This window comes from Sphingopyxis sp. LC363 (assembly GCF_000756385.1).
Lineage (GTDB): Bacteria > Pseudomonadota > Alphaproteobacteria > Sphingomonadales > Sphingomonadaceae > Sphingopyxis.
Genome location: NZ_JNFC01000034.1, coordinates 123,997 through 148,967 on the forward strand (window position 1 = coordinate 123,997; position 24,971 = coordinate 148,967).

Sequence of the window (24,971 nt, forward strand, 5' to 3'; positions counted from 1 at the left end):
CAATGGCGGGCCATGTCGCTCTTCGCCTCGCTCACCGATGCCGCCTATGCGCTCGTCCGCCCGATCGTCCACGCCACCGACGGCGAGGCGGCGCACAATCTGACATTGAACGCGCTCGCGCCCTTGCCGCGCGCGCGGCATGCGCTGACCAGCCCGGTGCTCGCGACCGAATTCGCGGGGCTCCACTTTCCCAATCCGATCGGCGTCGCGCCCGGTTTCGACAAGGATGCCCGCGTCGCCCACGCGATGCCGCACTTCGGCTTCGGCTTCGTCGAGGTCGGCACGCTGACCCCGCTGCCGCAGGACGGCAATCCGCGCCCGCGGCTGTTCCGGCTGGTCGAGGATCGGGCGGTGATCAACCGCATGGGCTTCAACAATGGCGGGCAAGCGGCGGCGGCCGAGCGCATCCGCTGCCTGCGCCGTTACGGCCTGCCGGTGCCGCTCGGCATCAACATCGGCGCGAACAAGGACAGCGCCGACCGCATCGCGGACTATGCGAAGGGCACCGCGGCGATGGCGCCGCTGGCCGATTATCTGACGGTCAACATCTCATCGCCGAACACGCCGGGCCTTCGTGCGCTGCAGGACAGGGGCGCGCTCGAAGCACTGCTCGACGGCGTCGCGGCGGCGCAGCCCGCCGGGGCGGCGAAACCGGTTTTCCTGAAAGTCGCCCCCGACCTCGAACCCGCGGACATCGACGACATCGTCGCGGTCGCTTTCGACAAGGGACTGGCCGCCATCATCGTCTCGAACACCACGATCGAGCGCCCGCTGCTGGCCTCACGCCACGCGGGCGAAGCGGGCGGGCTGTCGGGCGCGCCGCTTGCCGAACTGGCGCTTCGGCGCGTCCGCGATTTTCACATTGCGAGCGGCGGCCGATTGCCGCTGGTTGCTGCGGGCGGGATCGCATCGGCGGACGACGCGTGGGGGCGTATCCGCGCCGGCGCCGGTCTTGTGCAGATCTATTCGGCGATGGTCTATGAAGGCCCGGGTCTCGCGGCGCGGATCGCACATGGCCTTGAAAAGCTCGCCGCGCGCGAAGGTTTCGCGCGCGTAGCCGATGCGGTGGGCACCGCGCACTGACGGGGTTGCGTTGGCCCGAGGGCCACGCCAATGTCGCGGCCATGTTGAAAAGATTCCTCCCGCTCGCCGCGGTCGTCACCTTCATCCTCCCGTCGCTCGCCGCCGCGCAGGGCGTAACCTCGTCGGCCGACCCGCGCGCGACCGAGGCGGGGCGCGAGATTTTGCACCAAGGCGGCACCGCAGCCGACGCAGCCGTTGCCATGGTCGCGGTGCTCACGCTGGTCGAACCGCAATCGAGCGGCATCGGCGGCGGCGGCTTCATGCTGCATCACAATGCGAAGGACGGCAGCATATCGACGATCGACGGCCGCGAAATGGCGCCGGCAGCGGCCAAGCCCGAACGCTTCCTCGGTCCCGACGGAAAAGCGCGCGGCTATATGGACGTCATTCCCGGCGGGCTGTCGGTCGGCGTGCCCGGCAATATGCGGCTGATGGAAATGGCGCATAAGAAATGGGGCAAGCTCGAATGGAAAGCGCTGTTCGCGCCCGCGATCAAGCTCGCCGAAGAAGGCTTCATCGTCACCCCCGCGCTCAACAACTGGCTCGTCGAGTTCGAGCCGATGTGGAAGGATTTTCCCGACGCGCGCGCAATCTATTATGTGGACGGCAAGCCCGCACCGGTCGGTACGCGGATCAAGAATCCCGCCTATGCCGCAACCCTGCGCGCCATTGCCGCGCGCGGCCCCGACGCCTTTTATTCGGGCGGCAATGCCAGGGCGATTACCGACGCGGTGGCAAAGGCGCCGCGCAACGCGGCCGCGCTCACCGCGAAGGATCTCGCGGCCTATACGGCAAAGGAACGCCCGGCCGTCTGCACCAGCTATCGCGTCTACAAGGTCTGCGGCATGGGCCCGCCCTCGTCGGGCGCGACGACCGTTTTCGGCATTCTCGGCATGATCGAGGGCTGGGACATGAAGGCGATGGGCAAGGACAATCCGATGAGTTGGCATTTGCTCGCCGAGGCGATGCAGCTCTCCTACGCCGACCGCGCCGCCTATCTCGGCGATGCGGATTTCGTCGACGTTCCGGTTAAAGGCCTGCTCGACAAGAGCTATCTGGCCGAACGCCGCCAGCTCATTTCGCCCTATCGCGCCGCGGGCCGCTACGAACCCGGCACGCCGCCCGGCGCCAAGCCGCGCGCTGCCGCGCCCGCGATCCCCGAACAGGGCACGACGCATTTCGTCACCGTCGACGCGGCGGGTAATGTCGTCTCGATGACCTCGACCATCGAAAGCATCTTCGGCAGCCAGCTGATCGCGGGCGGCTATTTCCTCAACAACGAGCTCACCGATTTCGACCTCGCCCCGACGCAGGACGGCGTGCCGACCGCGAACCGCGTGCAGGCGGGCAAGCGCCCGCTGTCGTCGATGTCGCCGACGATCGTTTACGGCCCCGACGGCAAGGTCGTGCTCGCGGTCGGTTCGGCGGGGGGCAAGCGCATCATCATGCACGTGACCAAGGTGCTGGTCGGGGTGCTCGATTGGGGGCTCGATGCGAAATCGGCGATGGAACTGCCCAATCTTTTCTTCGGCAAGGCCGGTGTGCTGATCGAGAATAATGAAGCGGGGCAGGCGATCGCCGCGAAGATGAAACCGTTCGGTTACAGCTTCACTGCCACCGGGCTCGGGTCGAAACTCAATGCCGTCGAACGCACCGCGGAGGGTTATCGGGGCGCCGCCGATCCGCGCGGTCCCGGCAGCTCTTCGATCGACGGCGCGCCGGCACAAAATTAGGGTCTGGGCCCTTACCCCAACGAAAACAGAACAGACGCAATGAATCTCCCTGGAGAGAGGCAGAATGAAGCTTGAAAATCCCCATCTCGACCATTTTCCGAGCCTGGTCGCGATGTTCTTCGACCGCGCGGGGCGTGGTGGCGAAGATCCCTTCCTGTGGCGCAAGGCCGATCGCGCGTGGCAGCCGCTGAGCTGGCGGCAGGTCGCCAATCAAGTGGCGGCACTCGCGCACAATCTGCGCGAACTCGGTCTGAAGGAAGGCGACCGGGTGGTGCTGGTCAGCGAGAACCGGCCCGAATGGTGCATCGCCGACCTTGGCATCATGGCAGCGGGCTGCATCACCGTGCCGACCTATACGACCAACACCGAACGCGATCATCAGCATATTCTCGACAACAGCGGCGCGAAGGCGGTGATCGTGTCGACCGCGAAGCTCGCGCGCACATTGATGCCCGCGGTCATGCGGTCCGAGGCGCATATCGTCATCACGATGGAGAGCCTGCGCGTCGGTCAGCAGGGCGAGGTTTCGGTCCACGACTGGGCGCCGCTCGTCGAAGGCGGCGAGACTTATGTCGAGGAAACCAAAGCGCGCGGGCTCGGCGTCAAGCGCGAGGACATCGCCTGCCTGATCTACACCAGCGGCACCGGCGGCGCGCCGCGCGGGGTGATGCAGCATCACGGCGCGATCCTGCACAATGCGGCGGGCGCCGCCGAAGTGCTGGTCAATGATTTCGGGATCGGCGACGAAGAGGTGTTCCTGTCGTTCCTGCCCCTCAGCCATGCTTATGAGCATTCGGGCGGCCAGTTTCTGCCGATCATGGTCGGAGCGCAAATCTATTACAGCGAAGGCCTCGAAAAGCTTGTCTCCAACATCGAGGAGACGCGCCCGACGATCATGGTCGTCGTGCCCCGGCTGTTCGAGGTGATCCGCGCGCGGATGATCAAGGCGGTCGAAAAACAGGGCAAGCTTGCGAACTGGATGCTGAACCAGGCGCTGCGCGTGGGCGAGAAGGATTATGAGCGGCGGATGGGCGTGTTCGACCGGCCGGTCGACCTGATTCTCGACAAATTGTTCCGGCCCAAGATCGGCAAGCGTTTCGGCGGCCGGATGAAGGCGCTGGTGTCGGGCGGTGCGCCGCTCAACCCCGAAATCGGGGTCTTCTTTCATTCGATCGGGCTGACCTTGCTCCAGGGCTATGGCCAGACCGAGGCGGGGCCGGTGATCAGCTGCAACCGCCCGAGCGCCGGGATCAAGATGGACACCGTCGGTCCGCCGTTGATGAACACCGAAGTGCGCATTGCCGACGATGGCGAGATTTGCGTGCGCGGCGAACTGGTGATGAAGGGCTATTGGCGCAACGACGCCGAGACCGAGCGCGTGCTGATCGCCGATGCCAGCGATCCCGAAGCCGGGCCGTGGCTTCACACCGGCGACATCGGCCATATCGACGACAAGGGCCGCATCGTCATCACCGACCGCAAGAAGGACCTGATCGTCAACGACAAGGGCGACAATGTCTCGCCGCAGCGGGTGGAAGGCATGCTGACGCTCCAGCCCGAAATCCTGCAGGCGATGGTCTATGGCGACAAGCGCCCGCACCTCGTCGGCATCCTCGTCCCCGATCCCGAATGGATGGCCGAATGGGCGGAGGCGGAGGGCCTGCCCAAGGATCTGAAGCTGCTGCGCGAGCATGAGAAATTCCGCACCGCGATCCGCACCGCGGTCGACCGCGTCAACGGCCAGCTCTCGGTGATCGAGAAGGTGCGCAAGTTCGACTTCGCCGACGAAGCCTTCGCGATCGAGAATGAGCAGATGACGCCGTCGATGAAAATCCGGCGCCACGTCCTGAAGCAGGTTTATGCGGACAAGATCGCGGCGCTGTACAAGGCATAGAGCCGCTCCCCTTCAGGGGGAGCTTGAGCAGGTGCAGGCGGGGGTGCGACCCGAAGAGCTCGGCGCAAACCGGGCCCCGCCTGCGACTGAACCTGGGTTCAGCCTTTGTCCCCCTCCGGTTTGCGATAGGGGACGAATTCGCCAAACACACATGTCGGCCCGCGAATGCCGCTCGACCGGTCGACCAGATGGAAGAAATCGCCTTCGCAGGTCGATGATCCGAATTGGCGTACCACCATGATGTCGCTGTCGCGCGCGAGGCCCGGGCAGCTGCTTTTGAGATCGTTACGATACACGAGGTTGCCGCCCGAGCGATAGAGCAGGATATTGTCCGACACGCGGATCGTTTCGTTGGTGCGATAGCTTGGCAGGCATCGCATGGGCTTACCCGGAATTTTGCCGGCAAGCTGCTTGTCGAGCCGCTCGGCCTGTTTGGGCGTGAGCGCCGCGGCGCCCGGCTCGCCCGATCCCGCGGGCGCGCAGCTGGCGACCAGCGGCATGGCCGCGGTCAACAGCGCGGCAGCCATCGGGTTCAGCTTCGCCATGAAATTGCTCCTTGAGATCGGCCAATATGGCCGTTGCAGATGAATGGGTGCTGAAGCGGCGGCATCAGGCGGCATCCTTCAGCGCGCGGATCCGCCCGAGTTCGGCAGCGTCGGACGCGCGGAAAAAGGGGTTGGTCGCGCGCTCTTCGCCGATGCTGGTCGGCACCGTCGCCTCGCCGACCGCGCGCGCGGCTTCGACCGCCGCCAGCCGCGCCGCGAGGGCGTCGTTGCCGGGATCGACCGTCACCGCGAAGCGCGCGTTCGACAGCGTATATTCGTGGGCGCAATAAACGCGGGTCGCATCGTCGAGCGTGCCGAGCTTCTGCATATTGGCGAACATTTGCTCGGCCGTGCCTTCGAACAGCCGGCCGCAGCCCATCGCGAACATCGTGTCGCCGACGAAGATCGCGGCGTCTTCGGCGAAGTGATAGGCGATGTGACCCGCCGTGTGCGCGGGCACGTCCCAGACGTCGGCGACATGGTCGCCGAGCTTGACTTTGTCGCCGCCCTTCACCTGCACATCGAGCGTCGGGATGCGCGCATATTCCGCCGCGGGGCCGGTGATCGTGCAACCGGTGGCTTCCTTGATCGCGGCGTTGCCGCCGGTGTGATCGGGGTGCCAGTGGGTGTTCCAGATGTCGGTTATGGTCCAGCCGCGCGCCGCCGCGGCTTCCAGCACGGGCTCGGCGACGGCGGGATCGACGACCATCGTCGCCGCGCTGGCGGGATCATGGACCAGCCAGACATAATTGTCGCTGAGGACGGGAATTCGGACGATGTCCAGCGCAGCCATTTCATCTCCTTTCCAGCGTCTCGCTCTTTCAAGACGGAGCGGGCGCCAGCGGGCCTTGGTTCTCCTGCTCAGGTCAGAAGGGCGTCATAGCCCCGCTCGTTGAACGCGATCAGGCAGAATCCGTTGCCGAACGGATCGGCGAACATCGCCTGTCTGCCATAGGGCAGGTCCAATGTCTCGCCCTCCTGCACCGCGCCGGCGGCGAGGGCTTTCGCGATCGCTTCATCGAGATTTTCGACTGAAAAATCGGGATGCACCGGCGTCCAGTGCCGGTTGTAACGGCGAAAATCGCCGCCGCCGGGGCCGATCGCCGTTCCGGCGGGCTTTCGGATCAGATAGATGGGGATTTCGCATCCCGTCAGCTCGACGATGTCGTCGTCGAACCGGCGGGAGGCGGACAGGCCGAGGGCCGCGGTGTAGAAATGCTCGGCGGCGGCGAGGTCGGGCACGTCGATGTTGATCAACAGGCCCATCGCGCGGTGCTTACCAGCTGCCCGTGTTGGGCATCGACGCCCAGGGCTCGGCGGGCTCGAGATATCCTTCCTGCAAAAGCTCGACCGAAATGCCGTCGGGCGAGCGCACGAAGGCCATATGGCCATCGCGCGGCGGGCGGTTGATCGTCACCCCGGCGTCCATCAGGCGCTGGCACGTCGCATAGATGTCGTCGACCCGATAGGCGAGGTGGCCGAAATTGCGCCCGCCCGTATAGTCTTCGGGGGCGCTGCCGTCGGCGGGCGGCCAGTTATAGGTCAGTTCGACCTCGGCGACATCGCGCTGGCCGGGGGCGGCGAGGAAGATCAGCGTGTAGCGGCCCTTCTCGTCATCGAAGCGGCGTGTTTCCTCGAGCCCGATCAGCTTGAAGAAATCGACTGTGGCGTCGGGATCCGACACGCGGATCATCGTATGAAGATATTTGGTCATGGCGCGTATTTAGGCGCGAAGGGGCCGCGCTTCAAACGCTTCGAACAGGAATAGGAATTCGTCCGGTACCGGCGCCGGCGCGCCCTGCGCCTCGGCGACATGGACGTTGACGAGCTGTCCGGTGGCGCGCAGGTCGTCCTTGCCCGCGCCGTGCAGTTCGAACAGAAAGGTCATCGAGCTTTTGCCGACGCGCGACGCGCGCACGCAGATGTCGATCTCTTCGTCGAGCAGGATCGGCACCTTGTAATCGACCTCGGCGCGCGCGACGTGGAATTCGGGGCTGCTGTGGTCGGGCCAGCGGTCATAGACGCCCGCGGCGCGCCAATATTCGGTGATGCCAATGTCGAAATATTCGAGATAGCGGCTATTGAACACGACGCGCTGCGCGTCGATCTCGGCATAGCGGACGCGCTTGGTGACGTGGAACCGGAAGTCGCTGCGGGCCATGGGAGTCCTTTTCTAGATTTGCGTGGCGAGCCGCGCGACCGTGTCGATCAGCAGCGCGATATCGGTATCGCGCGACAGGCGGTGATCGCCGCCCTTGACGAGCGTGACCTGCACATTCGCGCTCGCGAGCGCTTTCGACAGGCGCAGGCTGATTTCGGGCGGAACGTCACCGTCCTCCTGCCCGTGGAGCAGGCGCACGGGGCAGGTCAGCGGGATTTCGGCGTCGAGCAGGCGGTTGGCTTCGCCCGACTGGAAAAAGCCGCGCGTCGTCACATAGGGCTGGTCGCTGTACGGCGTTTCCTCGACCAAGGCGCCCTCGGCGAGGATGATTGCCTTTTCTTCCGACGTGAAGCCCCAGTCGGTGAAATCGGGCGCCGCCGCGATCCCGACAAGCCCCGCGACGCGCGCCGACCCGTCGCGCTGGACCAGCGCGAGCGCGGTGAGCAGCATCAGCCAGCCGCCCATCGACGATCCGACGATGACGACTGGGCCTTCGGCCTTCGCGTCGATCATGTCGAGCACATCGCCGCGCCAATCGAGGAGCGTCTGGTCGGCGAACAATCCGTCCGAAAGCCCGCATCCGGCATAATCGAGCAGCAGACAGGCGTGGCCTTCGGCAACCGCCCAGTCGAAAAGTGCGGTCGCCTTGCCCCCCGCCATGTCGGACATATAGCCGGGCAGGAAGACGATCGCGGGACCGGCGCCCGGCGTATGGCGATAGGCGAGCCGCGGGCGGCCCGAGCGTTCGAGATATTCGGGAACGGCGTCCACCGCGATCAGATGACCCAGTCGATCGTGCTCATCTGCATCACGGCCTGCCCCTTGGCGCGCCGCTTTTCGACCATGATGTGGTTGAGCCGCTGGATCGTGTCGCTGCCCGTGGTGATGCACCAGCCGGGGACGACCGCATGGACCAGCGCGCAGAGGCCGCCCCAGATCATCGTCACCCCGAATTTCGATGCGACGCCGAAATGTTCGATGTAATTTTCATCGACGCTCTTCGGATGGTCGACGAACAGGCGCTTGAACATGGCGGCGGGCTCCTTTCCGGCTGCCGCCGCCGTAGCGGGCGGGGAGGCGGCCTGCAAGGCTCGCCGGCGCGATTATCGCTCTCGCAGGAAAATCGCTTCGATCGGCAGGCCGAACAGGTCGGCGATCCGGAAGGCGAGGGGGAGCGACGGATCATATTTGCCCGTTTCGATCGCATTGACCGACTGGCGCGACACCTCCAGCCTTTCGGCAAGATCCTGCTGGCTCCAGTCGCGCTCGGCGCGCAGGACTTTCAGGCGGTTCTTCACGCGCAAGGTCCGGCGTCGCCGATGGTCAGCCTGTTGACGAGCGACCCGGCCGCCAGCCCCAGGCACCAGACCGGGAAGACAAAGAAAAGCGGCACCTTCGGCACATCGGTGAACAATTCCAATATGCCCCAGCCGCTTGCCAGCGCCAGCGTGAGCCCGGTCGCCACCAGAATCTTGCGGATCTCGAGCATCCGCACATATTCGTCGGTGAGCTCGGCCAGATAGCGCGCCATCGCCCAGATGAAGCCCGATGTCGCGAGCGCGGGAACCAGCGCCACCGCGACGGTTAGGGGAGTCGCCGCGGCGTCATCGGGAATGATCCAGCTCGCGAGCATCACCGCCGCGATATAGGCGATCGAAATCGGGATCATGCGGCCGACGTAACGCCGCTGTGCGGGGTTGGTCGCCATCGCTCAACCCCTCCGGCATGCCGCGCGCGGCATGGTCGCGATCATCGCGATCGGCACGGCAAGGACCAACGCGCTGCCGAGCGGCCCCGGGATGAGGCCGGCGATCCAGGCGAGCGCAACGGCGAAGCTGGGAATGGCCCAGAGCAGGGCACGGAATATTGGCGGCATCGGTCAAGCTCCCTTGTTAATAGGTAAAGGAACATTGACATGATGCGACATGAATAGTCAAGCTTCATTTACATAGTGACAAGGATGCTTGTTGGGTCAGCCGATCAGCTCGCTCGGCCAGCCGACGCGCACCAGTGTCTCGTCGGGGTCGGACAGCGCGAATTCATACATGCCCCACGGCTTGTGCGTCGGCGCCTTTTCGCGCTCGATGATGCGGTCGCCGACACGTTCGGCGAGTTCCGCGACGCGTTCGGTGTAGAGGTAGAGGCCGAAGGGATTCTGGTCGCGCTCGGGCCATGTTGGACCGGATTCGTTCGTCAGGTGCAATTGCCAGCCCTTGCCGTCGGCGAGCAGGCGATAAGTGCCATGGTCGCTCACGACTTTCAGCCCCAGCATTTCGTAGAATGCGGTGCTGGCGTCGAGGTCGCTGCAGGGGAGAATGGCGGCGATGCTGTGCGTCGGTGCGTCGGACATGATGGAACTCCCGGAAGGCCGAAGGCCAGCATAGGTTTCCGGCGGGTGATGACAAAGGCTTTCGCGCCGCCTATGTGGACGGCATGACGCGGACGCCGATCACGACCCGGACCACCACTACCCCCGCATGCCGGGGGCGGTCGGCCGCGGCCTGAACGCGCGCCGGCTGCCACCCGGGTTCGGGTGGCGCGGCGTCCTTCCACCCGAATTTTCGAAAGCTGGACGCGGCCTCTTCCGGTGCGCGCCGCCTTGTGCCATGGCGCGGACCAAAGCGATGAAAGACGGATTTCGATGAGTGAGATGCTGAAAATCAGCCTTCCCGATGGCTCGGTGCGTGAAATGCCCGCGGGTTCGACCCCGGCCGACGTCGCGGCGGCGATCGGTCCCGGCCTCGCCAAGGCCGCGATCGCGGCGCGCGTCAATGGCGAGCTTCGCGACATCATGCGTCCGTTCGAAGGCGATACCGACCTCGCGCTGGTCACCAGCCGCGACGAGGCCGACGCGCTCGAACTCGCACGCCACGACTATGCGCATGTGCTGGCGGAGGCGGTGCAGAAGCTGTTTCCCGGCACGCAGATCACCTTCGGCCCGTCGACGAACGACGGCTTCTATTACGACTTCGCGCCGGCCGCCGAGCATGGCCCGTTTCGCGACGAGGAGCTGCCGTTGATCGAGGAGGAGATGCGCAAGATCATCGCCGCCGATCTTCCCCTCACGCGCGAAGTCTGGGAGCGCGACAAGCTCATCGCCAAATGGCAGGCCGATGGCGAGACGTTCAAGGCCGAATGGGCCGCCGAATTGCCGCAGGGTGAAGAGTTGACGGTCTATCGCTCGGGCGACGGCTGGATGGACATGTGCCGCGGGCCGCATCTGGCTTCGACGGGCAAGCTCGATCCCGCGGCGTTCAAGCTGACGCGCGTCTCGGGTGCCTATTGGCGCGGGGACCAGAAGAATGCGCAGTTGTCGCGCATCTACGGTACCGGTTGGCTTAACAAGAAGCAGCTCGCCGAGCATCTCGTCCGCCTCGAAGAAGCCGCCAAGCGCGACCATCGCAAGATCGGGCGCGAGATGGACCTCTTCCACCTGCAGGAAGAGGCGCATGGCAGCGTCTTCTGGCACCCCAAGGGCTATCGCATCTATCGGGAGCTCGAAGCCTATATGCGCCGCGCGATCGACGGCTCGGGCTATCAGGAGGTCAAGACGCCGCAGGTGATGGACGCCAAGCAGTGGGAACAATCCGGCCACTGGGGCAAATATCGCGAGAATATGTTCGTCATCCCCGACGAAATCCCGAACATCGAGGACGAGGGCCCGATCGTTTCCGACGATGCCGAGTGGATGGCATTGAAGCCGATGAACTGCCCGGCGCACGTCCTGATCTTTCGTCAGGGCATGAAGTCGTATCGCGATCTGCCGCTGCGCATGGCCGAAATGGGCTGCTGCCACCGCAACGAGCCGCACGGCGCGCTGCACGGCATCATGCGCGTGCGCCAGTTCACGCAGGACGACGGTCATATCTTCTGCCGTGAAGACCAGATCGTCGAGGAAGTGCGCGCCTTTTGCGAATTGCTCGACCGCGTCTATCGCCAGCTGGGGTTCGAGAAATATGCGGTGAAGCTCGCGCTGCGCCCCGAAAAGCGGTTCGGCAGCGACGATATGTGGGACAAGGCCGAGGCCGAGCTTCGCGAAGCCGTCGCGCGCGCGGGCATGGCGAACGAGGATTATGGCTGGGAAGAATTGCCGGGCGAGGGCGCTTTCTACGCTCCCAAGCTCGAATTCCACCTGACCGACGCGATCGGCCGGACGTGGCAGTGCGGGACGATCCAGTCCGACCGCGTGATGCCCGAGCGCCTCGACGCGAGCTATATCGGCGAGGATGGCGAGCGCCACCGCCCGGTGATGCTGCATCGCGCGATCCTCGGCACCTATGAGCGCTTCATCGGCATTTTGATCGAGCATTTCGCAGGGCGCTTCCCGACCTGGCTCGCGCCGGTGCAGGCGGTCGTCGCGACGATCGTTTCGGACGCCGACGATTATGCGAAGGACGCGGTGGCAGAGCTCACCGCGGCGGGTATCCGCGCCGACAGCGACCTTCGTAACGAGAAGATCAACTATAAGGTGCGCGAACACAGCCTTGCGAAAGTCCCCTATCTGCTCGTCGTCGGCAAGCGCGAGGCCGAAGAGGGAACGGTCGCGATCCGTACGCTCGGCCAGGACGGCCAGCGCATCATGCCGCTCGCCGACGCGATCGCGATGCTGAAGGGCGAAGCGACCCCGCCCGATCTGCGCGATTGAGCGGGAAGGAGAAGCGTCGTCCGCGCCGCTGGCTGCGCTGGCTCCTGTTGCTGGGGCTCGCCGGCGCGGGGCTTCTCGCCAAGGGCTATTGGAACGCAACGCGCGATCCGGTGATCCGCACCGCGACGGTGGAAGTGGCAGGTCTGCCCATGGGACAGCCCGCTCTCAAATTACTCCTGCTGTCGGACATCCACGTGGCGGGACCCGATATGCCGCCCGAACGGCTCCTCCGGATCGTGGCCGACCTCAACCGCCTGAAGCCCGACCTCGTGTTGATCGCGGGCGATCTCGTCAGCGAAAAGCGCAGCGCGTCGCATGTCTACTCGCCGGCCGAGGTCGTGGCGCCGCTCGGCGAACTGAAGGCGCCTCTCGGCGTCGTCGTCGCACCGGGCAATCATGATCACTGGTTCCGGCCCGACGCGCTCCGCGGCGAGCTCGAAAAGCGCGGCATCCGGGTGCTGCAGAATGAAGCGGTAAAGCTCGGCCCGCTCATCGTCGGCGGGGTCGACGACGATTATTCGGGGCACGACGATGTTCCCGCGACGCTCGCCGCGATGGACCGTCTCGGTGCGGATGTGCCGCTGCTGCTCACGCACAGCCCCGACATCGTGCCCGACGTGCCGCGGCCGGTGGCGGCGGTATTTGCGGGTCATACGCACTGCGGCCAGATCCGCTTCCCCTTCATCGGCGCGCTGACCTATGTCTCGCGCTACGGCGACCGCTTTGCATGCGGTGACATAAGCGACGGTGGACAGCGCGTCTTCGTCGGGGCGGGGCTCGGGACCAGCCTCTTGCCGCTTCGTTACCTCACCCCGCCCGACGCGTGGTTGATCACGCTGAAACCGAAAGATCCGCGCTCATGATCGATACCCCGCATCTTTTCGGCTTCGCGCCGCTGACGCTCGTCGGCGCGGCGGCGATGACCTTTGGGGCCGCCTATGTGCGCGGGCTGACCGGGTTCGGCATGGCGATCATCCTCGTGCCGCTGCTCGGCATTCTGATCCCGCCGGGCGAGGCGGTGGTGATGGGGATATTGTTGCAGCTGCTGATCGGCCCCGTTGGGATCGGGCATATCATCGCCGACGCCGACCGCGAGACGGCGCTTCCGATCGGGCTCGCAGCGATGGCGACGACGCCGGTCGGCATGTATGTGCTCGACCTGACCCCTGCCGACATCGCGCGCCTGCTGATCACGCTCGCGGCGGTCGCGGCCTTTGTCGCCGTGCTGCTGCCGAAAAAGCCCGAAGGCCACCGCCCCGGACGGCTTGCCGTTGCGGGGACGGGGATCACGTCGGGTATCCTCACGGGCTTTGCCGCGATGCCGGGGCCGCCGGTCGTGCCCTTTTACCTGCGCCGCCGTATCGATCCGAAAGTGGCGCGCGCGTCGATGCTGATGATCTTTTTCATGACCGCGATCGCGGGGACGCTCGCGTCGCTGTGGCTCGGCATCGCGACCTGGCGGCTGTTCCTGATGGCGGTGTTGCTGTTCGTGCCGATGTGGCTCGGCAATTATGTCGGCGCGCGCCATTTCGGCCGCGTCCCGCCGCATATCTGGCAGGCGATGGTCGCGGTCGTGCTCGGCGTCGCGGCGGTGTCGGCGGTAGTGCGCCTGTTGAACTAGAGACTGCGCAGCGCCTGCGCGGGCTTGGCCGAGAGCAAGGGCCAACTGCCCGCGATGCCGATCAGAAAGGACAGACCCGCGCCGCCGAGCAAGGTCAGCCCGACGATCAGCGGATCGGGGGCGAAGTCGAACTCGAAGAGCTGCGTCACGACATACCAGGCGCCCGCGAGGCCGAGCCCCAATGCCAGCACCGCGAGAATAGCCGCCAGCACCGCATATTCCATGCCCTGCGCGCCCAGTACCTGGCCGCGCGTCGCGCCGAGCAGCTTCAGAATGACGCTGTCGTAGACGCGCCGCTCGCGGCTCGCGGCGATCGCGCCGATCAGCACCGCTATCCCCGCAAGAATCGCGATGCTCGCGGCGGCGGCGATCGCCTGGCTCATCTGGGTGAGCAGGGTGGTGACCTGGCTCACGACATCGCGCACCGCGATCAGCGACGCCGAGGGGAAGGCGCGCGGGATGCTGCGCGACAGCTCGGTTTCGGCTTCGGGGCCTACCGCCACCGTCGCGACCATATTGTGCGGCGCGGCGTCGAAGGTGCCGGGCGAGAAGACGAGGACGTAGTTGAGCCCGAAATTGTCCCAGTTGACGGTGCGGAAGGAGGCGACCTTCGCCTGCACCTCGACCCCCAGCACATTGACAGAGAGCGTGTCGCCGAGCCCCAGCCCGAGCGAGGTCGCGACCTCCTGCTCGACGCTGACCAGCGGCGGGCCCCTGTAATCGGCCGCCCACCATGCGCCGCCAACGAGCTCGCTGCCGTTCGGCAGGACCGGGCTATAGGTTAGCCCGCGGTCGCCGCGCAGCACCCACGCGCCCTCGGGCAGTTCGGCAAGCTCGTCGACGCGCTGGCCGCGAAATTCGGTGACGCTGCCGCGCAGCGCCGGGATCATGTTGATTTCGGCCTTGGCGTCGGCGCCGGTCACGAGCGTGCGAAAGCGCGCGGCGTCGCTGCGCGGCACGTCGAGAACGAAGAAGCTCGGCGCGCGCTGCGGCACGGTCGAGCGGATTTCGGCGGTGATGCTCGTCTGGATCGCCGCGAGCGTCACGAACAGGGTGAGGCCGAGCCCGAGTGCGACGACAAGCGCGCCGGTCGCGGCGCCGGGACGGTGCAGGTTGGCGAGCGCAAGGCGGAAGAGCGGGCGTTTCGGGCGCGGCAGGCGGCTCGCGGTACGGCGCACGAGCCAGCCGAGCCCGACGAGGATGAGGAGCAGGCCGATCGCTGCGCCGACGAATCCGAGCGCGAACAAGGGCTCGCGCGCGGTGCCGACCGCGAGCGCGATGATTGCGGCGAGCGCGGCCGCGACCGCGATCACCGTGCGCCGGTCGATCCGCGCCGCGCCGCTCACCGTCGCGCGATATAGGCCCGCGGCGGGGACGTGACGTGTCGCGGCGAGCGGGGGCAGGGCGAAGGCGATTGCGATGAGCAGACCGTAGGCGGCGCTGACGCCAAGCGGCAGCGGATAGATCGCGACGCCGGGTTTGACGGGCAGCACATCGCCCGCAATCGCGCCGATGATCGCGGGCGCGAGCGCGCCGACGATCAGCCCCGCCGCGATCGACACCGCCGCGACCGCGAGGATCTGCAGGCCATAGATGCGCGCGACGGTGCCGCTGTCGGCGCCGAGCACCTTCAAAGTCGCGAGGCCCGGGCGTTTGCCCGCGAGATAGCTCGCGACCCCGTTACCGACGCCGATCCCGGCAATGACGAGCGCCGCGAGGCCGACGAGCGACAGGAATTGTCCCATGCGCTCGATGAAGCGCCGCGTGCCGGGCGCGCCGTTGCTGCTGTCGGTGATGTCCCACCCCGCGTCGGGGAATTCGGCGGTGAGCGCTTTGCCGACGGCTTCGGGGTTCGCGCTGTCGGGCAAGCGGACGCGATATTTGCTCTCGTAAAGGCTTCCCGGCTGGATCAGCTGCGTCGCGGGCAGGTCGGAAAGCCCGATGATCGCGACCGGACCGAGCGTGAAACCTTCGCCTAGCCGGTCGGGTTCTTCGGCGATGATGCCGTCGATAAGGAACGCTTTTTCGCCGAACTTTACGCGCTCGCCCACCTTGAGATCGAGCCGCGAAGCGAGGTCCTTGCCGATCCAGATTCTGCCCGGAGGCGGCGGGCCTTGGCGTGCGCCGCTTTCGAGCCGCATCGTACCGTAGAGCGGATAGGCGCTATCGACGGCCTTCAACTCGGAGAGCAGCGCCTCGCCATCGGGATCGTTCGCCATCGCGCGCAGGCGGACGGTGGCCGAGGGGGTGCCGACGCGGCGGAAGCCCGCCATTTCTTCGGCGCTCGCTTCGCGTTGCGGCAGGCTGAATTCGATGTCGCCGCCGAGGATGGTCTGTCCGCGCACTTCGAGTTCGGAGGTGATACCGCGCGTCAGGCTGCCGATCGCCGCGAGCGTCGCGACGCCGAGGAAGAGGCAGACCGCGAGGAGGCGGAGGCCGCGAATCCGGGCCGCAAGGTCGCGCCGCGCGATCCGCCAGAGCGTGGCGAGGGGGAGCATCAACCAATCCTCCCTGTGGCGTAGCCATGGGGAGGGGGACGGTCTGCGAAACAGATGGTGGAGGGGCCCCGACGGCAGCGCCATAGCCCCTCCGTCAGCGGCTGCGCCGCTGCCACCTCCCCATGGCTGCGCCACAGGGAGGATGATTCGGCCACGCTCACGCCCGCTCCTCGATCCGACCGTCGTGCATCACGACGACGCGGTCGCAATGTTCGGCGAGTTCGGGGTCGTGTGTGATGATCAGCAACGTCGCACCGAGCGCGGCGCGGCGCGCGAAGATCAGCTCGATGATCGCGTGTCCCGTCGCGGTGTCGAGATTGCCCGTCGGCTCGTCAGCAAAGATGATCGCGGGCGAGCTTGCCATCGCGCGCGCGATCGCAACGCGCTGTTGCTCGCCGCCCGAAAGCTGCGCGGGATAATGGGTGAGACGGTGGCCGAGGCCGACGGCTTCGAGTTCGGCAGCGGCGCGGCCGAACGGATCGGACAGCCCAGCGAGTTCGAGCGGCACCGCGACATTTTCGAGCGCGGTCATCGTCGGGAGCAGGTGGAAGGCCTGCAAGACGATGCCGATGCGGCCGCGCCTTGCGCGCGCGAGATCGTCTTCATCCATCGCCGCAAAGTCGAGCCCCGCGACATGAATGCTGCCGCCATTGGCGCGCTCAAGACCCGCGAGGACCGCCATCAGCGAGCTTTTGCCCGATCCCGAGGGGCCGAGCAGCGCGACCGACGTCCCCGCCGCAACCTCGAGGTCGACTCCGCGCAAAATTTCGACGGGGGCCTTGTCGCTCCCCAAAGTCAGCGTCACATTATGGGCGGCGATCGCCAGATCGGGCGATTGTCGTGGGGTGTCGGGCAAGGAGAGGACCCTTTGGAATGAAAACGGCCGGATGGCGTTCTGCCTTGATATATGGTTGCGTGATTGCGCTTTGCCAACCGCTCGCGGCGTGCGGGTCGGCGGAGGCGCCACCAGCATCGACGAACGACAAGGGCGCGGCGAAAGCGGCGCCCGCAATCCCGCCCGACGCCCCGCTCGTGATCGCTTTCGGCGACAGCCTTTACGCCGGCTATCAGCTTGGTCCGAAGGAAGGGCTCGCGCCGCAATTGCAGGCCGCGCTTGCCGATGACGGCGTCGTCGCGCGCGTCCAGAATGCCGGGGTTTCGGGCGACACGACCGCGGCGGGGCGCCAGCGGCTGACCTATGTGCTCGACAATGCCAAGGCGAAGCCCGCGCTCGTGCTGCTCGGGCTCGGCGGTAACGACATGCTGCGCGGCATCGGCCCCGACCAGACGCGCGCCAATCTCGACGCGATGCTCGCCGAGCTTCAGAAACGCGACATCCCCGTGCTGCTCACCGGCATGATGGCGGCGCCGAACCTCGGCAGCGATTATGCGGGGAAGTTCAATCCCATCTATCCCGAGCTCGCGTCGAAATATGATGTGAGCTTCTATCCCTTCATCCTCGATAATGTGGTGACCGACAAGGCGCTGATGCTCGGCGACAATCTCCATCCCAATGCCAGGGGGGTGAAAGTGGTGGCCGAGGGGCTGGCGCCGCTGGTCGAACAGGCGCTGCCGGAGGCCGGATAAAGGTATCCTCCCTGTCGCGTAGCGATGGGGAGGGGGACCGCTCATCGCAGATGAGTGGTGGAGGGGCCGTGACGTTGCGCTAAAGCCCCTCCGCCAGCGGCTGCGCCGCTGCCACCTCCCCATGCCTACGGCACAGGGAGGATTGAGGACTCAACCGCCCCGCGGCCCGAACAATATGATCGCCGCACCGCCAAGGCACACGGCGGCGCCGATCAGGTCCCAGCGATCGGGCTTCGCGCCCTCGACCGCCCACAGCCACAGCAGCGCCGAGACGATATAGACGCCGCCATAAGCGGCGTAGGTGCGCCCGGCATGCTCGGCATCGACGAGCGTGAGCAGCCAGGCGAACAGCGCGAGCGATGCCACCCCGGGCACGACCCACCACACCGACTTGTCCAGCCGCAGCCACGCCCAGAAGGCGAAGCAGCCCGCGATTTCCGCGAGCGCCGCGCCGATATATGCGAATGCCGTCATCGCCGCACCGTGGCCGGAGCGTGGGCAAAAGAAAAGGGGCGACCCGATGGGCCGCCCCTCTCTTTTCGTTTCGCTGGTCCGAAAGGATCAGAAAGCAAAGCCGAGGCCGACGACGAAGGTGTCGAAGTCGCCGAAGTTGTCGATGAACTGGTGACGATATTCGCCCTTGGCATAGACATTCTGGGTCAGCTTATGCTGGTAGCCGGCGCCGACATAGGGATCGTCGACGTCGCCGAAGGTGTAACCGCCGGTGGCATAAAGCTTGCCGCTGGCGCCGATCTTGGCACCAACGCGGCCGCCAGCCGAAAACTGGACGTTCGCGCCGTCGACGAGAACCTTGTCGCCCGCGATTTCGGCGCCGACGAAGGTCGAGCTGCCGAGGTCGAAATCATAACCGGCGGCGAGACCGAGCGTGCCTTCGTCCTGGCCATTGCCGGTGATCAGACCGCCGCGCACTTCGGCGCGAGCTTCGCCGCCTTCGGCCGCCATGGCGGGGGTTGCAACGATGGCCGTCAGGAGAGCGGCTGCAACTGCGAACTTCTTCATGTTGTTTTCCTTCTTTCAAATCCGGCTGCGCCCTTTGGGTCGCGGCCGGCTCTTAAATGGCGTTCGCGGCTGTCGCTTCAATGAATGGATCGTTCAGAATATGACAATTTTCTTACCTGTGTTATTTTTACCACACGGTATGGAATGGCTATGCGAAATCATACCCGCGGAACCACGGATTTCTGGCGATTTTTAAAAGGAAGAAGTCGGCGCGCGAAGGGCGATCAGCCGAGCGCGGCCTGTTTTTCCTCGGCGATGCGGTCGAGTTCGGCGCGCGTCGGCTTGGTCGCCGCGCTTTTCAGCTGTCCGCACGCCGCCATGATGTCGCGCCCGCGCGGGGTGCGCACCGGCGCCGAAATGCCGGCCTTGAAAATCAGGTTGCTGAACGCGCGTACCCGCTCGGGCGTCGAACATTCATAGGGCGCGCCGGGCCAAGGATTGAACGGGATCAGATTGACCTTCGCCGGCAGATTATATTGCTTGATCAGCCGCACGAGCTCGCGGGCATCCGCGTCGCTGTCGTTCTTGTCCTTGAGCATCACATATTCGAAGGTGATGCGCCGCGCATTGTTCGCGCCGGGATAGTCGGCGCAGGCCTGCAACAGCTCCTCGATGCCATATTTGCGGTTAAGCGGCACGATCTCGTCGCGGATTTCCTTGTTCACCGCGTGGAGCGAGACCGCGAGATTGACCCCGATCTCGTCGCCCGCGCGCGCCATCATCGGCACGACGCCGCTGGTCGACAAAGTGATCCGCCGCTTCGACAGCGCGAGCCCGTCGCCGTCCATCACGATCTTGAGCGCGCCCTTGACCTCGTCGAAATTATAAAGCGGCTCGCCCATGCCCATCATCACGATGTTGGTGAGCATGCGGCCGTCGGCGGTATAGTGGCCAGCGGCATCCTCGTCGGCATCGTCATCTTCGGGATCGGCGCCGAACCCCGCCATCGTGCCTTTGGGCCACTCGCCGAGCGCGTCGCGTGCGAGCAGGACCTGCCCGACGATCTCGCCCGCGCCGAGGTTGCGGACGAGGCGCATCGTGCCGGTGTGGCAGAAACGGCAATTGAGCGTGCAGCCGACCTGGCTCGACACGCACAGCGTACCCCGATCGGCGTCGGGGATGAAGACCATTTCATATTCCTGGCCGTCGGCGGCGGCGAGCAGCCATTTGCGCGTGCCGTCGCTCGACACCTGCGCCTCGCGCACCGTCGGGCGCCCGATGATGAAGCGGTCGGTCAGCCAGGGACGCATCGTTTTGGCGATGTCGGTCATCGCCTCGAAATCGGTGACGCCGCGGTGATAGATCCAGTGCCAGATCTGCTTGGCGCGCAGCTTCGCCGCTTTCGCGTCCAGTCCGGCCTCGACGAGCACGCCGCCGATCGCGTCCCGGGTCAGCCCGACGAGGTCGATGCGGTTGCCGCCGCGCAGCGGGACGGTGCCCGTCGTGACGGGGTCGATATGGCCGGGAATCTGCATGATGCGCGGCCATATAGTGGGAGAGGGCGAAAAGCGCAATTGGGCGCGGTTATCCTCCCTGTCGCGAAGCGATGGGGAGGGGGACCATCCGCAGGATGGTGGAGGGGCGATAGGCACCAGCCTCTCCGTCAGCGGCTGCGCCGCTGCCACCTCGCCATGTCTGCGGCACAGGGAGGATCAAAGATTACAGCGACTTCAGCATCGCCAGCACCTGCGGCACGGTGCCGTTCGCCTCGGCATTGCGCAGCGGCAGCACGTTCTGCACCAGAACCTCTTCTGGCGTCGGTTGCTGCGCGAACAGCGCCATGACCTCGTCGGCGAAATCATCGAGCGGCATATAGCCCTCGCGCGTCGACTGGCCGGGGGTCAGGTCGGTGCGCACCGCGGGCGGCGCGAGTTCGATCACCTCGCACTTGCCTTCGAGCTGGATGCGGAGCGCGACCGAATAGCTGTGCATCGCCGCCTTGGTTGCCGAATAGGTCGGTGCCTTGGGGAAGGGGACGAAGGCGAGCCCCGAGGTGACGTTGACGATCGCGCTGTCGGCCTGCGCCGCGAGATGATCGACGAGCGCGTCGATCAGCCGGATCGGGCCGAGGATGTTGGTCACGACCGTCGTCTCGGCGTGCGTCAGGTCGCGCTTCGCGCTCGCATCCTCGGCGCTCATGATGCCGGCGTTGTTGACGAGGATGTTGAGGTCGGGGTGCTTGGCGACGATCTCTTTTGCAAAGGCCGCGATGGCGTCGGCATCGGTGACGTCGAGCGACATTGCCGACATGTTCGGGCGTCCGGCGATCGCCGCGTCGAGTTTGGCGGCGTTGCGGCCGGTGACGATGACCTTGTTGCCCGCGTCGTGCCAGCGCTGCGCGAGCGCGAGGCCGATGCCCGAGCCGCCGCCGGTGACGAGGATGGTGTTGCCGCTGGTCTTCATGGCGCTTCTCCTTTGGGGGTGGTGAGAGGCCTAGATATTCCTATACTCTCCAAAGGAAAGTAGGCACCCGAAGGTGCGATAGTTACCAAAAAGAGAGAGTTGGATTTTCAGCCATGCCTGCCGCCGAAAAAATTTCATACGATCCGCATGCGCCGGTCGATCCGCGTGTCGAGACGCTCGTCAACGAACTCATCGGCCGAGTCGCCGACAAATGGACTCTCCTCGTCCTCGAGGAACTGGAAGATCATGGAACCTGCCGCTTCACCGAATTGGCGCGGCTCGTTCCGGGGATCAGCCAGAAGATGCTGACGCAGACTTTGCGGGCGATGGAGCGTGACGGTCTGCTGGTGCGCACGGTCCACCCGGTGGTCCCGCCCAAGGTCGAATATTGCCTTACCGATCTCGGTCACAGTCTGGGTGAAGCCTTTTGCGGCGTCTGGATCTGGGCCGAAACCAATCTCGACCGGATCGAAAGGGCGCGATCGGCCTTCGACGCGCGCGGGTAGGCCTTACCGTTTGCGTCCGAATTGCCCCGGCAGGCCGGTGGCGCGGGTGAGGCCGGGGCGCCAGGTATCGACGCGCGGCGGGGGGATGATCTGGAACTCGGCCATGCTGTCGGCGGCGGCGATCTGGTCGGTGTGCGCGGCGCGCAGCCGCATGGTTTCGATCTCGCGGTCGGTCTGGATGCCGAAGCGCGTGCCCGCGACCCAGCGCACCGTCCCCAACATCGGTTCGTGGCCGGGCAGGAACAGCGTCATACGCTCGCCGATCTGCAGGATATGGGGTCCCTGTCCGCCGACGCCCGTCAACGAGACATTGCGCAGCGTGACGTCGAACCGGCCGAGCCGCTGACAGGCGAGCGCCGCCTTGACCAGACGCGACTGCCGCGGTTGGCGCTTTTCCTCCGGGTTTGATGAGGCAGGGGAGGCCTCGGGATTCGACATGCGCGACTCAGTATTTGCCGCCCGATTCCCACCTCGGACGGTTATCTATTTGGTCCCGGACACGAGTCCTAAACAGGGAAGGTAAATTTTCGTATAGCGTGTTTGATAATTGTGCGGAATTATCCGGCCGTCGGCGCGCCTCAATAGGCCAGCGCACACCCGTCGGCACGCATCTCGCTCGCTGCGGCATAGACACGCGTGTCGCCATCCATGCGATGCTCGACGCATTGATAGCGACCGAATCCGCCATCGGGTTCGCCGATCGTCCAGCCAATATCGGCCAGCTTCCGGCGGCTCGCCTCGGGCACCCCGCTTTCGAGCCGCAACATGCCGTTCGGGTCGAGATCCGGCGAATCCTCGCCCATCGTTTCGGACGATCCCTCATGGTGCCAGCGCGGCGAGTCGCCGGCCGACTGGATTTCGAGCCCGTAATCGACGCGGTTGATGACGATCTGCGCCTGCCCCTGCGGCTGCATGTCGCCGCCCATCACGCCGAAGCTCATCCACGGCACCTGCCCACGCGCTGCGAAGCCCGGGATGATCGTCTGGAACGGCCGCTTGCCGGGCGCATAGATGTTCGGATGCCCGTCCTGCAGACTGAACAATTGCCCGCGATCCTGGAACATGAAGCCGAGACCGTCGGCGACCAGCCCCGACCCCATGCCGCGGAAGTTCGACTGGATCATCGACACCATCATCCCGTCCTGGTCGGCGCAGCTGAAATAGGTGGTGTCGCCGCGGCTTGGCGCCTGTCCCGGATGGACGGGGGTGAGCAGGCGGTCGGGGCGGATCAGCTTGGCGCGCTCGGCCGCATATTCCTTCGAGATCAGCCATTCGACCGGCACGTTCGAAAAGTGCGGATCGGCGTAGTAACGCGCGCGGTCCTCATAGGCGAGACGCTTCGCCTCGGCCTGCAGGTGGATCGACAGCGCCGACTGGAAGCCCGCGCCTTTCAGGTCGAAATGCTCGAGGATGTTGAGCATCTGCAAGGTCGCGATCCCCTGCGTGTTCGCGCCGAGGGCATAAACGTCGGTGCCGCGATAGCCCGTTTTGTGCGGCTCGATCCATTCGGACTTGTGCGCGGCGAGATCCTCGTAGCGCAGCCAGCCGCCGATCCGCTTGAAATAGGCGTCGATGGTGCGCGCGATTTCGCCCTCGTAAAAGGCGTCGCGGCCGCCTTCGGCGATCAGGCGGAAGGTGCGCGCAAGGTCGGGGTTGCGGAAAACCTGTCCCGCAGCCGGGCCTTTGCCGTCGTTCAGGCCATAGGTGCGGATCGCATTGTCGACTTCTTCGATTCCGCGGCCGGGCTGGCGGAAGCCGGCGAGGCTGCGGCGGATATAATATGCGATCATGTCGGGGACCGGCGCCCCCGCCTCGGCATGCGCGATGACGGGCTCGAACAGCTCCTTCCACGGCAGCTTGCCGTAACGCTGGTGCATCGTCCACCAGCCGTCGACCGTCCCCGGCACCGACACGCTGATCGCGCCATAGGCGGGCAGGGTGCCGCCCTTGGCGCGGCTGCGCACCGTCGCGAGGTCGAGCCCGCGGGGGCTCTTGCCCGATCCCGCGAGACCGGCGAGCTTCTTCGTCTTCGGGTCCCAGATCATCGCATAGACATCGCCGCCGATGCCGTTCGCGGTCGGCTCGAGCAGGCCAAGGCACGCGTTGATCGCAATCGCCGCATCGACCGCCGAGCCGCCACGCTTCAAAATGTCGATCCCCGCCTGTGTCGCGAGCGGATGCGCGGTTCCCGCCGCGCCGCTGAGCCCATAAGCTGCGGTGCGCGACGCGAAGCTGGCGCCGACGGGGCGGTCGCCGCTTTGGACGTCGGGTCGCACGAAGCGGTCGGCACCGGCGTCCCAGACCGGCGGCATCGAAGCATTCGCCTTGGGGGCGGCGGGCGCCGTCTTAGGCTTCGTGCCCTCGGCGAGGCCGGCCGTCGGCAATAGCGCAGCGGCGGGAACGGCGGCGAGGAGTGTGCGGCGACGCATGGGCTCGGGATCCCCCTGAGGAAAAACCCGATTTTTGCGGGATATGCCCGCGATGGCAAGGCCGGAATCGCTATCCGATACGGTAAAGCGGGCGTCGGGCGTAGCAAAAGGCCCGCCGCGTGCGGAGCACGGGCGGGCCGGAAGGCGATAGGTTCGGAGGCTTAACGCAGACCTGAAAAGTCGATGTCCCGCACGCGGCCGTAGCGAACGTCGCAGCTGAACTTGCCGCGGTCATAATAGCCGCCACGGCCCCAGCGGCCGCCGTAACCGTCGCGCACGACGACGCGGCCCTTGACCCGATAGCCGTCGCGCTTGCGGTCGATGTCGGTCACCTCGGTGACGTCGGTGCGGCCATAGCGGCGGCTGCCGCGTTCGACGGCGTTAACGCACTGGCGGATCGCGCTGCGGCTGTTGCCATAGCGGTTGTAATTATAGCCATAGCCGTAGCGCGGATCGTCATAGCGATAGCGATCGTCATATCGGTCGTAGCGATCATAGCGGTCGTTGTCGCCGCTCGACAGGATCGCCGCGAGGCCGCCGAGGACGACGGCGCCGGCGATGATTTCGCCCGCGCTGATCCCGTCGCGGTCATAGCGGTCGCGCGCCGCGGCGGGGGCGGCGCTCATCAGCATCGCGCCGGCGGTGGCCGCACCAATTGCGGCTCTGGTCAGGTTGGTCTTGATAGCCATGGTTCGGTCTCCTCAAACAACGCAGGCGGCATGGGGCAGCCTGTTGAGGATGGTCTAGCGGACCCGCCGTGACGCGGTGCTGAACCCGGCGCTTATCTGGCGTTCAGCCTTGGTTTTGCTGGCGTTCATCTAACGCGCCCTTGCGCGGAGGCGGCAA

At 65.9% G+C, this 24,971-nt stretch carries 28 protein-coding genes; 8 read left to right on the forward strand and 20 right to left on the reverse strand.

What is annotated here, in order from left to right:
• Positions 1 to 12 precede the first annotated feature (12 nt).
• The 3 genes from FG95_RS13435 (at position 13) to FG95_RS13445 (ending at position 4,710) form a co-directional block, all read left to right on the forward strand.
• Entirely contained in the window at positions 13 to 1,083 is a 1,071-nt protein-coding gene (locus tag FG95_RS13435; RefSeq protein ID WP_037556505.1) for a quinone-dependent dihydroorotate dehydrogenase, read from the forward strand.
• Between the two features lie 41 nt (positions 1,084 to 1,124).
• Entirely contained in the window at positions 1,125 to 2,816 is a 1,692-nt protein-coding gene (gene ggt / locus FG95_RS13440; RefSeq protein ID WP_037556506.1) for a gamma-glutamyltransferase, read from the forward strand.
• Positions 2,817 to 2,880: 64 nt separating this feature from the next.
• Positions 2,881 to 4,710, forward strand: a complete 1,830-nt coding sequence (locus FG95_RS13445; protein ID WP_037556507.1) for an AMP-dependent synthetase/ligase — start codon at positions 2,881 to 2,883, stop codon at positions 4,708 to 4,710.
• 98 nt (positions 4,711 to 4,808) lie between these two features.
• Here the strand turns inward: FG95_RS13445 and FG95_RS13450 are convergent, their stop codons facing one another.
• From FG95_RS13450 to FG95_RS13495, 11 genes are all read right to left on the reverse strand, one after another.
• Entirely contained in the window at positions 4,809 to 5,255 is a 447-nt protein-coding gene (locus tag FG95_RS13450) for a hypothetical protein (protein ID WP_152567650.1), read from the reverse strand.
• Between the two features lie 64 nt (positions 5,256 to 5,319).
• Entirely contained in the window at positions 5,320 to 6,048 is a 729-nt protein-coding gene (gene gloB / locus FG95_RS13455; RefSeq protein WP_037556508.1) for a hydroxyacylglutathione hydrolase, read from the reverse strand.
• A 68-nt stretch (positions 6,049 to 6,116) separates the two neighbouring features.
• Positions 6,117 to 6,521: a VOC family protein gene (locus FG95_RS13460; protein WP_037556509.1), complete on the reverse strand. Its 405-nt coding sequence runs from the start codon at positions 6,519 to 6,521 to the stop codon at positions 6,117 to 6,119.
• 10 nt (positions 6,522 to 6,531) lie between these two features.
• On the reverse strand, positions 6,532 to 6,969 hold the full coding sequence (locus FG95_RS13465; RefSeq protein ID WP_037556510.1) for a VOC family protein: 438 nt from the start codon (positions 6,967 to 6,969) through the stop codon (positions 6,532 to 6,534).
• 9 nt (positions 6,970 to 6,978) lie between these two features.
• Positions 6,979 to 7,416 (reverse strand): acyl-CoA thioesterase, encoded by a 438-nt coding sequence (locus FG95_RS13470; protein WP_037556511.1) that lies wholly within the window; start codon positions 7,414 to 7,416, stop codon positions 6,979 to 6,981.
• Positions 7,417 to 7,428: 12 nt separating this feature from the next.
• Positions 7,429 to 8,196, reverse strand: coding sequence for an alpha/beta fold hydrolase (locus FG95_RS13475; protein ID WP_037556650.1), 768 nt, complete (start codon positions 8,194 to 8,196; stop codon positions 7,429 to 7,431).
• Positions 8,193 to 8,447, reverse strand: coding sequence for a DUF6356 family protein (locus FG95_RS13480; protein ID WP_037556512.1), 255 nt, complete (start codon positions 8,445 to 8,447; stop codon positions 8,193 to 8,195). The genes FG95_RS13475 and FG95_RS13480 overlap by 4 nt, the downstream gene beginning before the upstream one ends.
• Positions 8,448 to 8,519: 72 nt before the next feature.
• Complete coding sequence (locus tag FG95_RS13485; RefSeq protein WP_037556651.1) at positions 8,520 to 8,714, reverse strand: helix-turn-helix transcriptional regulator; 195 nt, start codon at positions 8,712 to 8,714, stop codon at positions 8,520 to 8,522.
• Complete coding sequence (locus FG95_RS13490; protein ID WP_037556513.1) at positions 8,711 to 9,124, reverse strand: hypothetical protein; 414 nt, start codon at positions 9,122 to 9,124, stop codon at positions 8,711 to 8,713. The genes FG95_RS13485 and FG95_RS13490 overlap by 4 nt, the downstream gene beginning before the upstream one ends.
• Before the next feature lie 3 nt (positions 9,125 to 9,127).
• Positions 9,128 to 9,292, reverse strand: a complete 165-nt coding sequence (locus tag FG95_RS20800) for a hypothetical protein (protein WP_161786559.1) — start codon at positions 9,290 to 9,292, stop codon at positions 9,128 to 9,130.
• Positions 9,293 to 9,388: 96 nt separating this feature from the next.
• Positions 9,389 to 9,766: a VOC family protein gene (locus FG95_RS13495; protein ID WP_037556514.1), complete on the reverse strand. Its 378-nt coding sequence runs from the start codon at positions 9,764 to 9,766 to the stop codon at positions 9,389 to 9,391.
• A 291-nt stretch (positions 9,767 to 10,057) separates the two neighbouring features.
• On the opposite strand from FG95_RS13495, the gene thrS reads away from it, so the two are divergent.
• From thrS to FG95_RS13510, 3 genes are read left to right on the forward strand one after another with little or no spacing between them, the layout of a single operon-like run.
• The gene (thrS, locus tag FG95_RS13500; RefSeq protein ID WP_037556652.1) at positions 10,058 to 12,061 is read left to right on the forward strand and encodes a threonine--tRNA ligase; all 2,004 of its coding nucleotides are present in this window, start codon (positions 10,058 to 10,060) and stop codon (positions 12,059 to 12,061) included.
• The gene (locus tag FG95_RS13505; RefSeq protein WP_235211562.1) at positions 12,058 to 12,924 is read left to right on the forward strand and encodes a metallophosphoesterase; all 867 of its coding nucleotides are present in this window, start codon (positions 12,058 to 12,060) and stop codon (positions 12,922 to 12,924) included. The genes thrS and FG95_RS13505 overlap by 4 nt, the downstream gene beginning before the upstream one ends.
• Complete coding sequence (locus FG95_RS13510) at positions 12,921 to 13,682, forward strand: sulfite exporter TauE/SafE family protein (protein WP_037556515.1); 762 nt, start codon at positions 12,921 to 12,923, stop codon at positions 13,680 to 13,682. Before FG95_RS13505 ends, FG95_RS13510 begins: the two co-directional genes overlap by 4 nt.
• Here FG95_RS13510 and FG95_RS13515 read toward each other — a convergent pair.
• Both FG95_RS13515 and FG95_RS13520 read right to left on the reverse strand, forming a co-directional pair.
• The gene (locus FG95_RS13515) at positions 13,679 to 16,180 is read right to left on the reverse strand and encodes an ABC transporter permease (RefSeq protein ID WP_037556516.1); all 2,502 of its coding nucleotides are present in this window, start codon (positions 16,178 to 16,180) and stop codon (positions 13,679 to 13,681) included. The two genes, FG95_RS13510 and FG95_RS13515, sit on opposite strands and share 4 nt — an antisense overlap.
• Before the next feature lie 157 nt (positions 16,181 to 16,337).
• Positions 16,338 to 17,036 (reverse strand): ABC transporter ATP-binding protein, encoded by a 699-nt coding sequence (locus tag FG95_RS13520; protein WP_037556517.1) that lies wholly within the window; start codon positions 17,034 to 17,036, stop codon positions 16,338 to 16,340.
• A gap of 17 nt (positions 17,037 to 17,053) precedes the next feature.
• On the opposite strand from FG95_RS13520, the gene FG95_RS13525 reads away from it, so the two are divergent.
• On the forward strand, positions 17,054 to 17,767 hold the full coding sequence (locus FG95_RS13525) for an arylesterase (protein WP_037556518.1): 714 nt from the start codon (positions 17,054 to 17,056) through the stop codon (positions 17,765 to 17,767).
• A gap of 150 nt (positions 17,768 to 17,917) precedes the next feature.
• On the opposite strand, the gene FG95_RS13530 is transcribed toward FG95_RS13525, so the two are convergent.
• The 4 genes from FG95_RS13530 to FG95_RS13545 all read right to left on the reverse strand — a co-directional run bounded on the left by FG95_RS13530 (position 17,918) and on the right by FG95_RS13545 (position 21,190).
• Positions 17,918 to 18,241, reverse strand: a complete 324-nt coding sequence (locus FG95_RS13530; RefSeq protein ID WP_037556519.1) for a YnfA family protein — start codon at positions 18,239 to 18,241, stop codon at positions 17,918 to 17,920.
• Between the two features lie 87 nt (positions 18,242 to 18,328).
• Complete coding sequence (locus FG95_RS13535; RefSeq protein WP_037556520.1) at positions 18,329 to 18,787, reverse strand: outer membrane protein; 459 nt, start codon at positions 18,785 to 18,787, stop codon at positions 18,329 to 18,331.
• Positions 18,788 to 19,011: 224 nt separating this feature from the next.
• Complete coding sequence (gene rlmN / locus FG95_RS13540) at positions 19,012 to 20,262, reverse strand: 23S rRNA (adenine(2503)-C(2))-methyltransferase RlmN (RefSeq protein WP_037556521.1); 1,251 nt, start codon at positions 20,260 to 20,262, stop codon at positions 19,012 to 19,014.
• Between the two features lie 184 nt (positions 20,263 to 20,446).
• The gene (locus FG95_RS13545; protein WP_037556522.1) at positions 20,447 to 21,190 is read right to left on the reverse strand and encodes an SDR family oxidoreductase; all 744 of its coding nucleotides are present in this window, start codon (positions 21,188 to 21,190) and stop codon (positions 20,447 to 20,449) included.
• Between the two features lie 113 nt (positions 21,191 to 21,303).
• On the opposite strand from FG95_RS13545, the gene FG95_RS13550 reads away from it, so the two are divergent.
• Positions 21,304 to 21,696, forward strand: coding sequence for a winged helix-turn-helix transcriptional regulator (locus FG95_RS13550; protein WP_037556523.1), 393 nt, complete (start codon positions 21,304 to 21,306; stop codon positions 21,694 to 21,696).
• Positions 21,697 to 21,699: 3 nt separating this feature from the next.
• Here FG95_RS13550 and FG95_RS13555 read toward each other — a convergent pair whose 3' ends face one another.
• From FG95_RS13555 to FG95_RS13565, 3 genes are all read right to left on the reverse strand, one after another.
• A complete protein-coding gene (locus FG95_RS13555) occupies positions 21,700 to 22,134 on the reverse strand; it encodes a PilZ domain-containing protein (protein ID WP_037556524.1) in 435 nt (144 codons plus the stop codon).
• A gap of 140 nt (positions 22,135 to 22,274) precedes the next feature.
• On the reverse strand, positions 22,275 to 24,125 hold the full coding sequence (locus tag FG95_RS13560; protein WP_037556525.1) for a gamma-glutamyltransferase family protein: 1,851 nt from the start codon (positions 24,123 to 24,125) through the stop codon (positions 22,275 to 22,277).
• Between the two features lie 161 nt (positions 24,126 to 24,286).
• Positions 24,287 to 24,814 (reverse strand): hypothetical protein, encoded by a 528-nt coding sequence (locus tag FG95_RS13565; RefSeq protein WP_037556526.1) that lies wholly within the window; start codon positions 24,812 to 24,814, stop codon positions 24,287 to 24,289.
• Positions 24,815 to 24,971 lie beyond the last annotated feature (157 nt).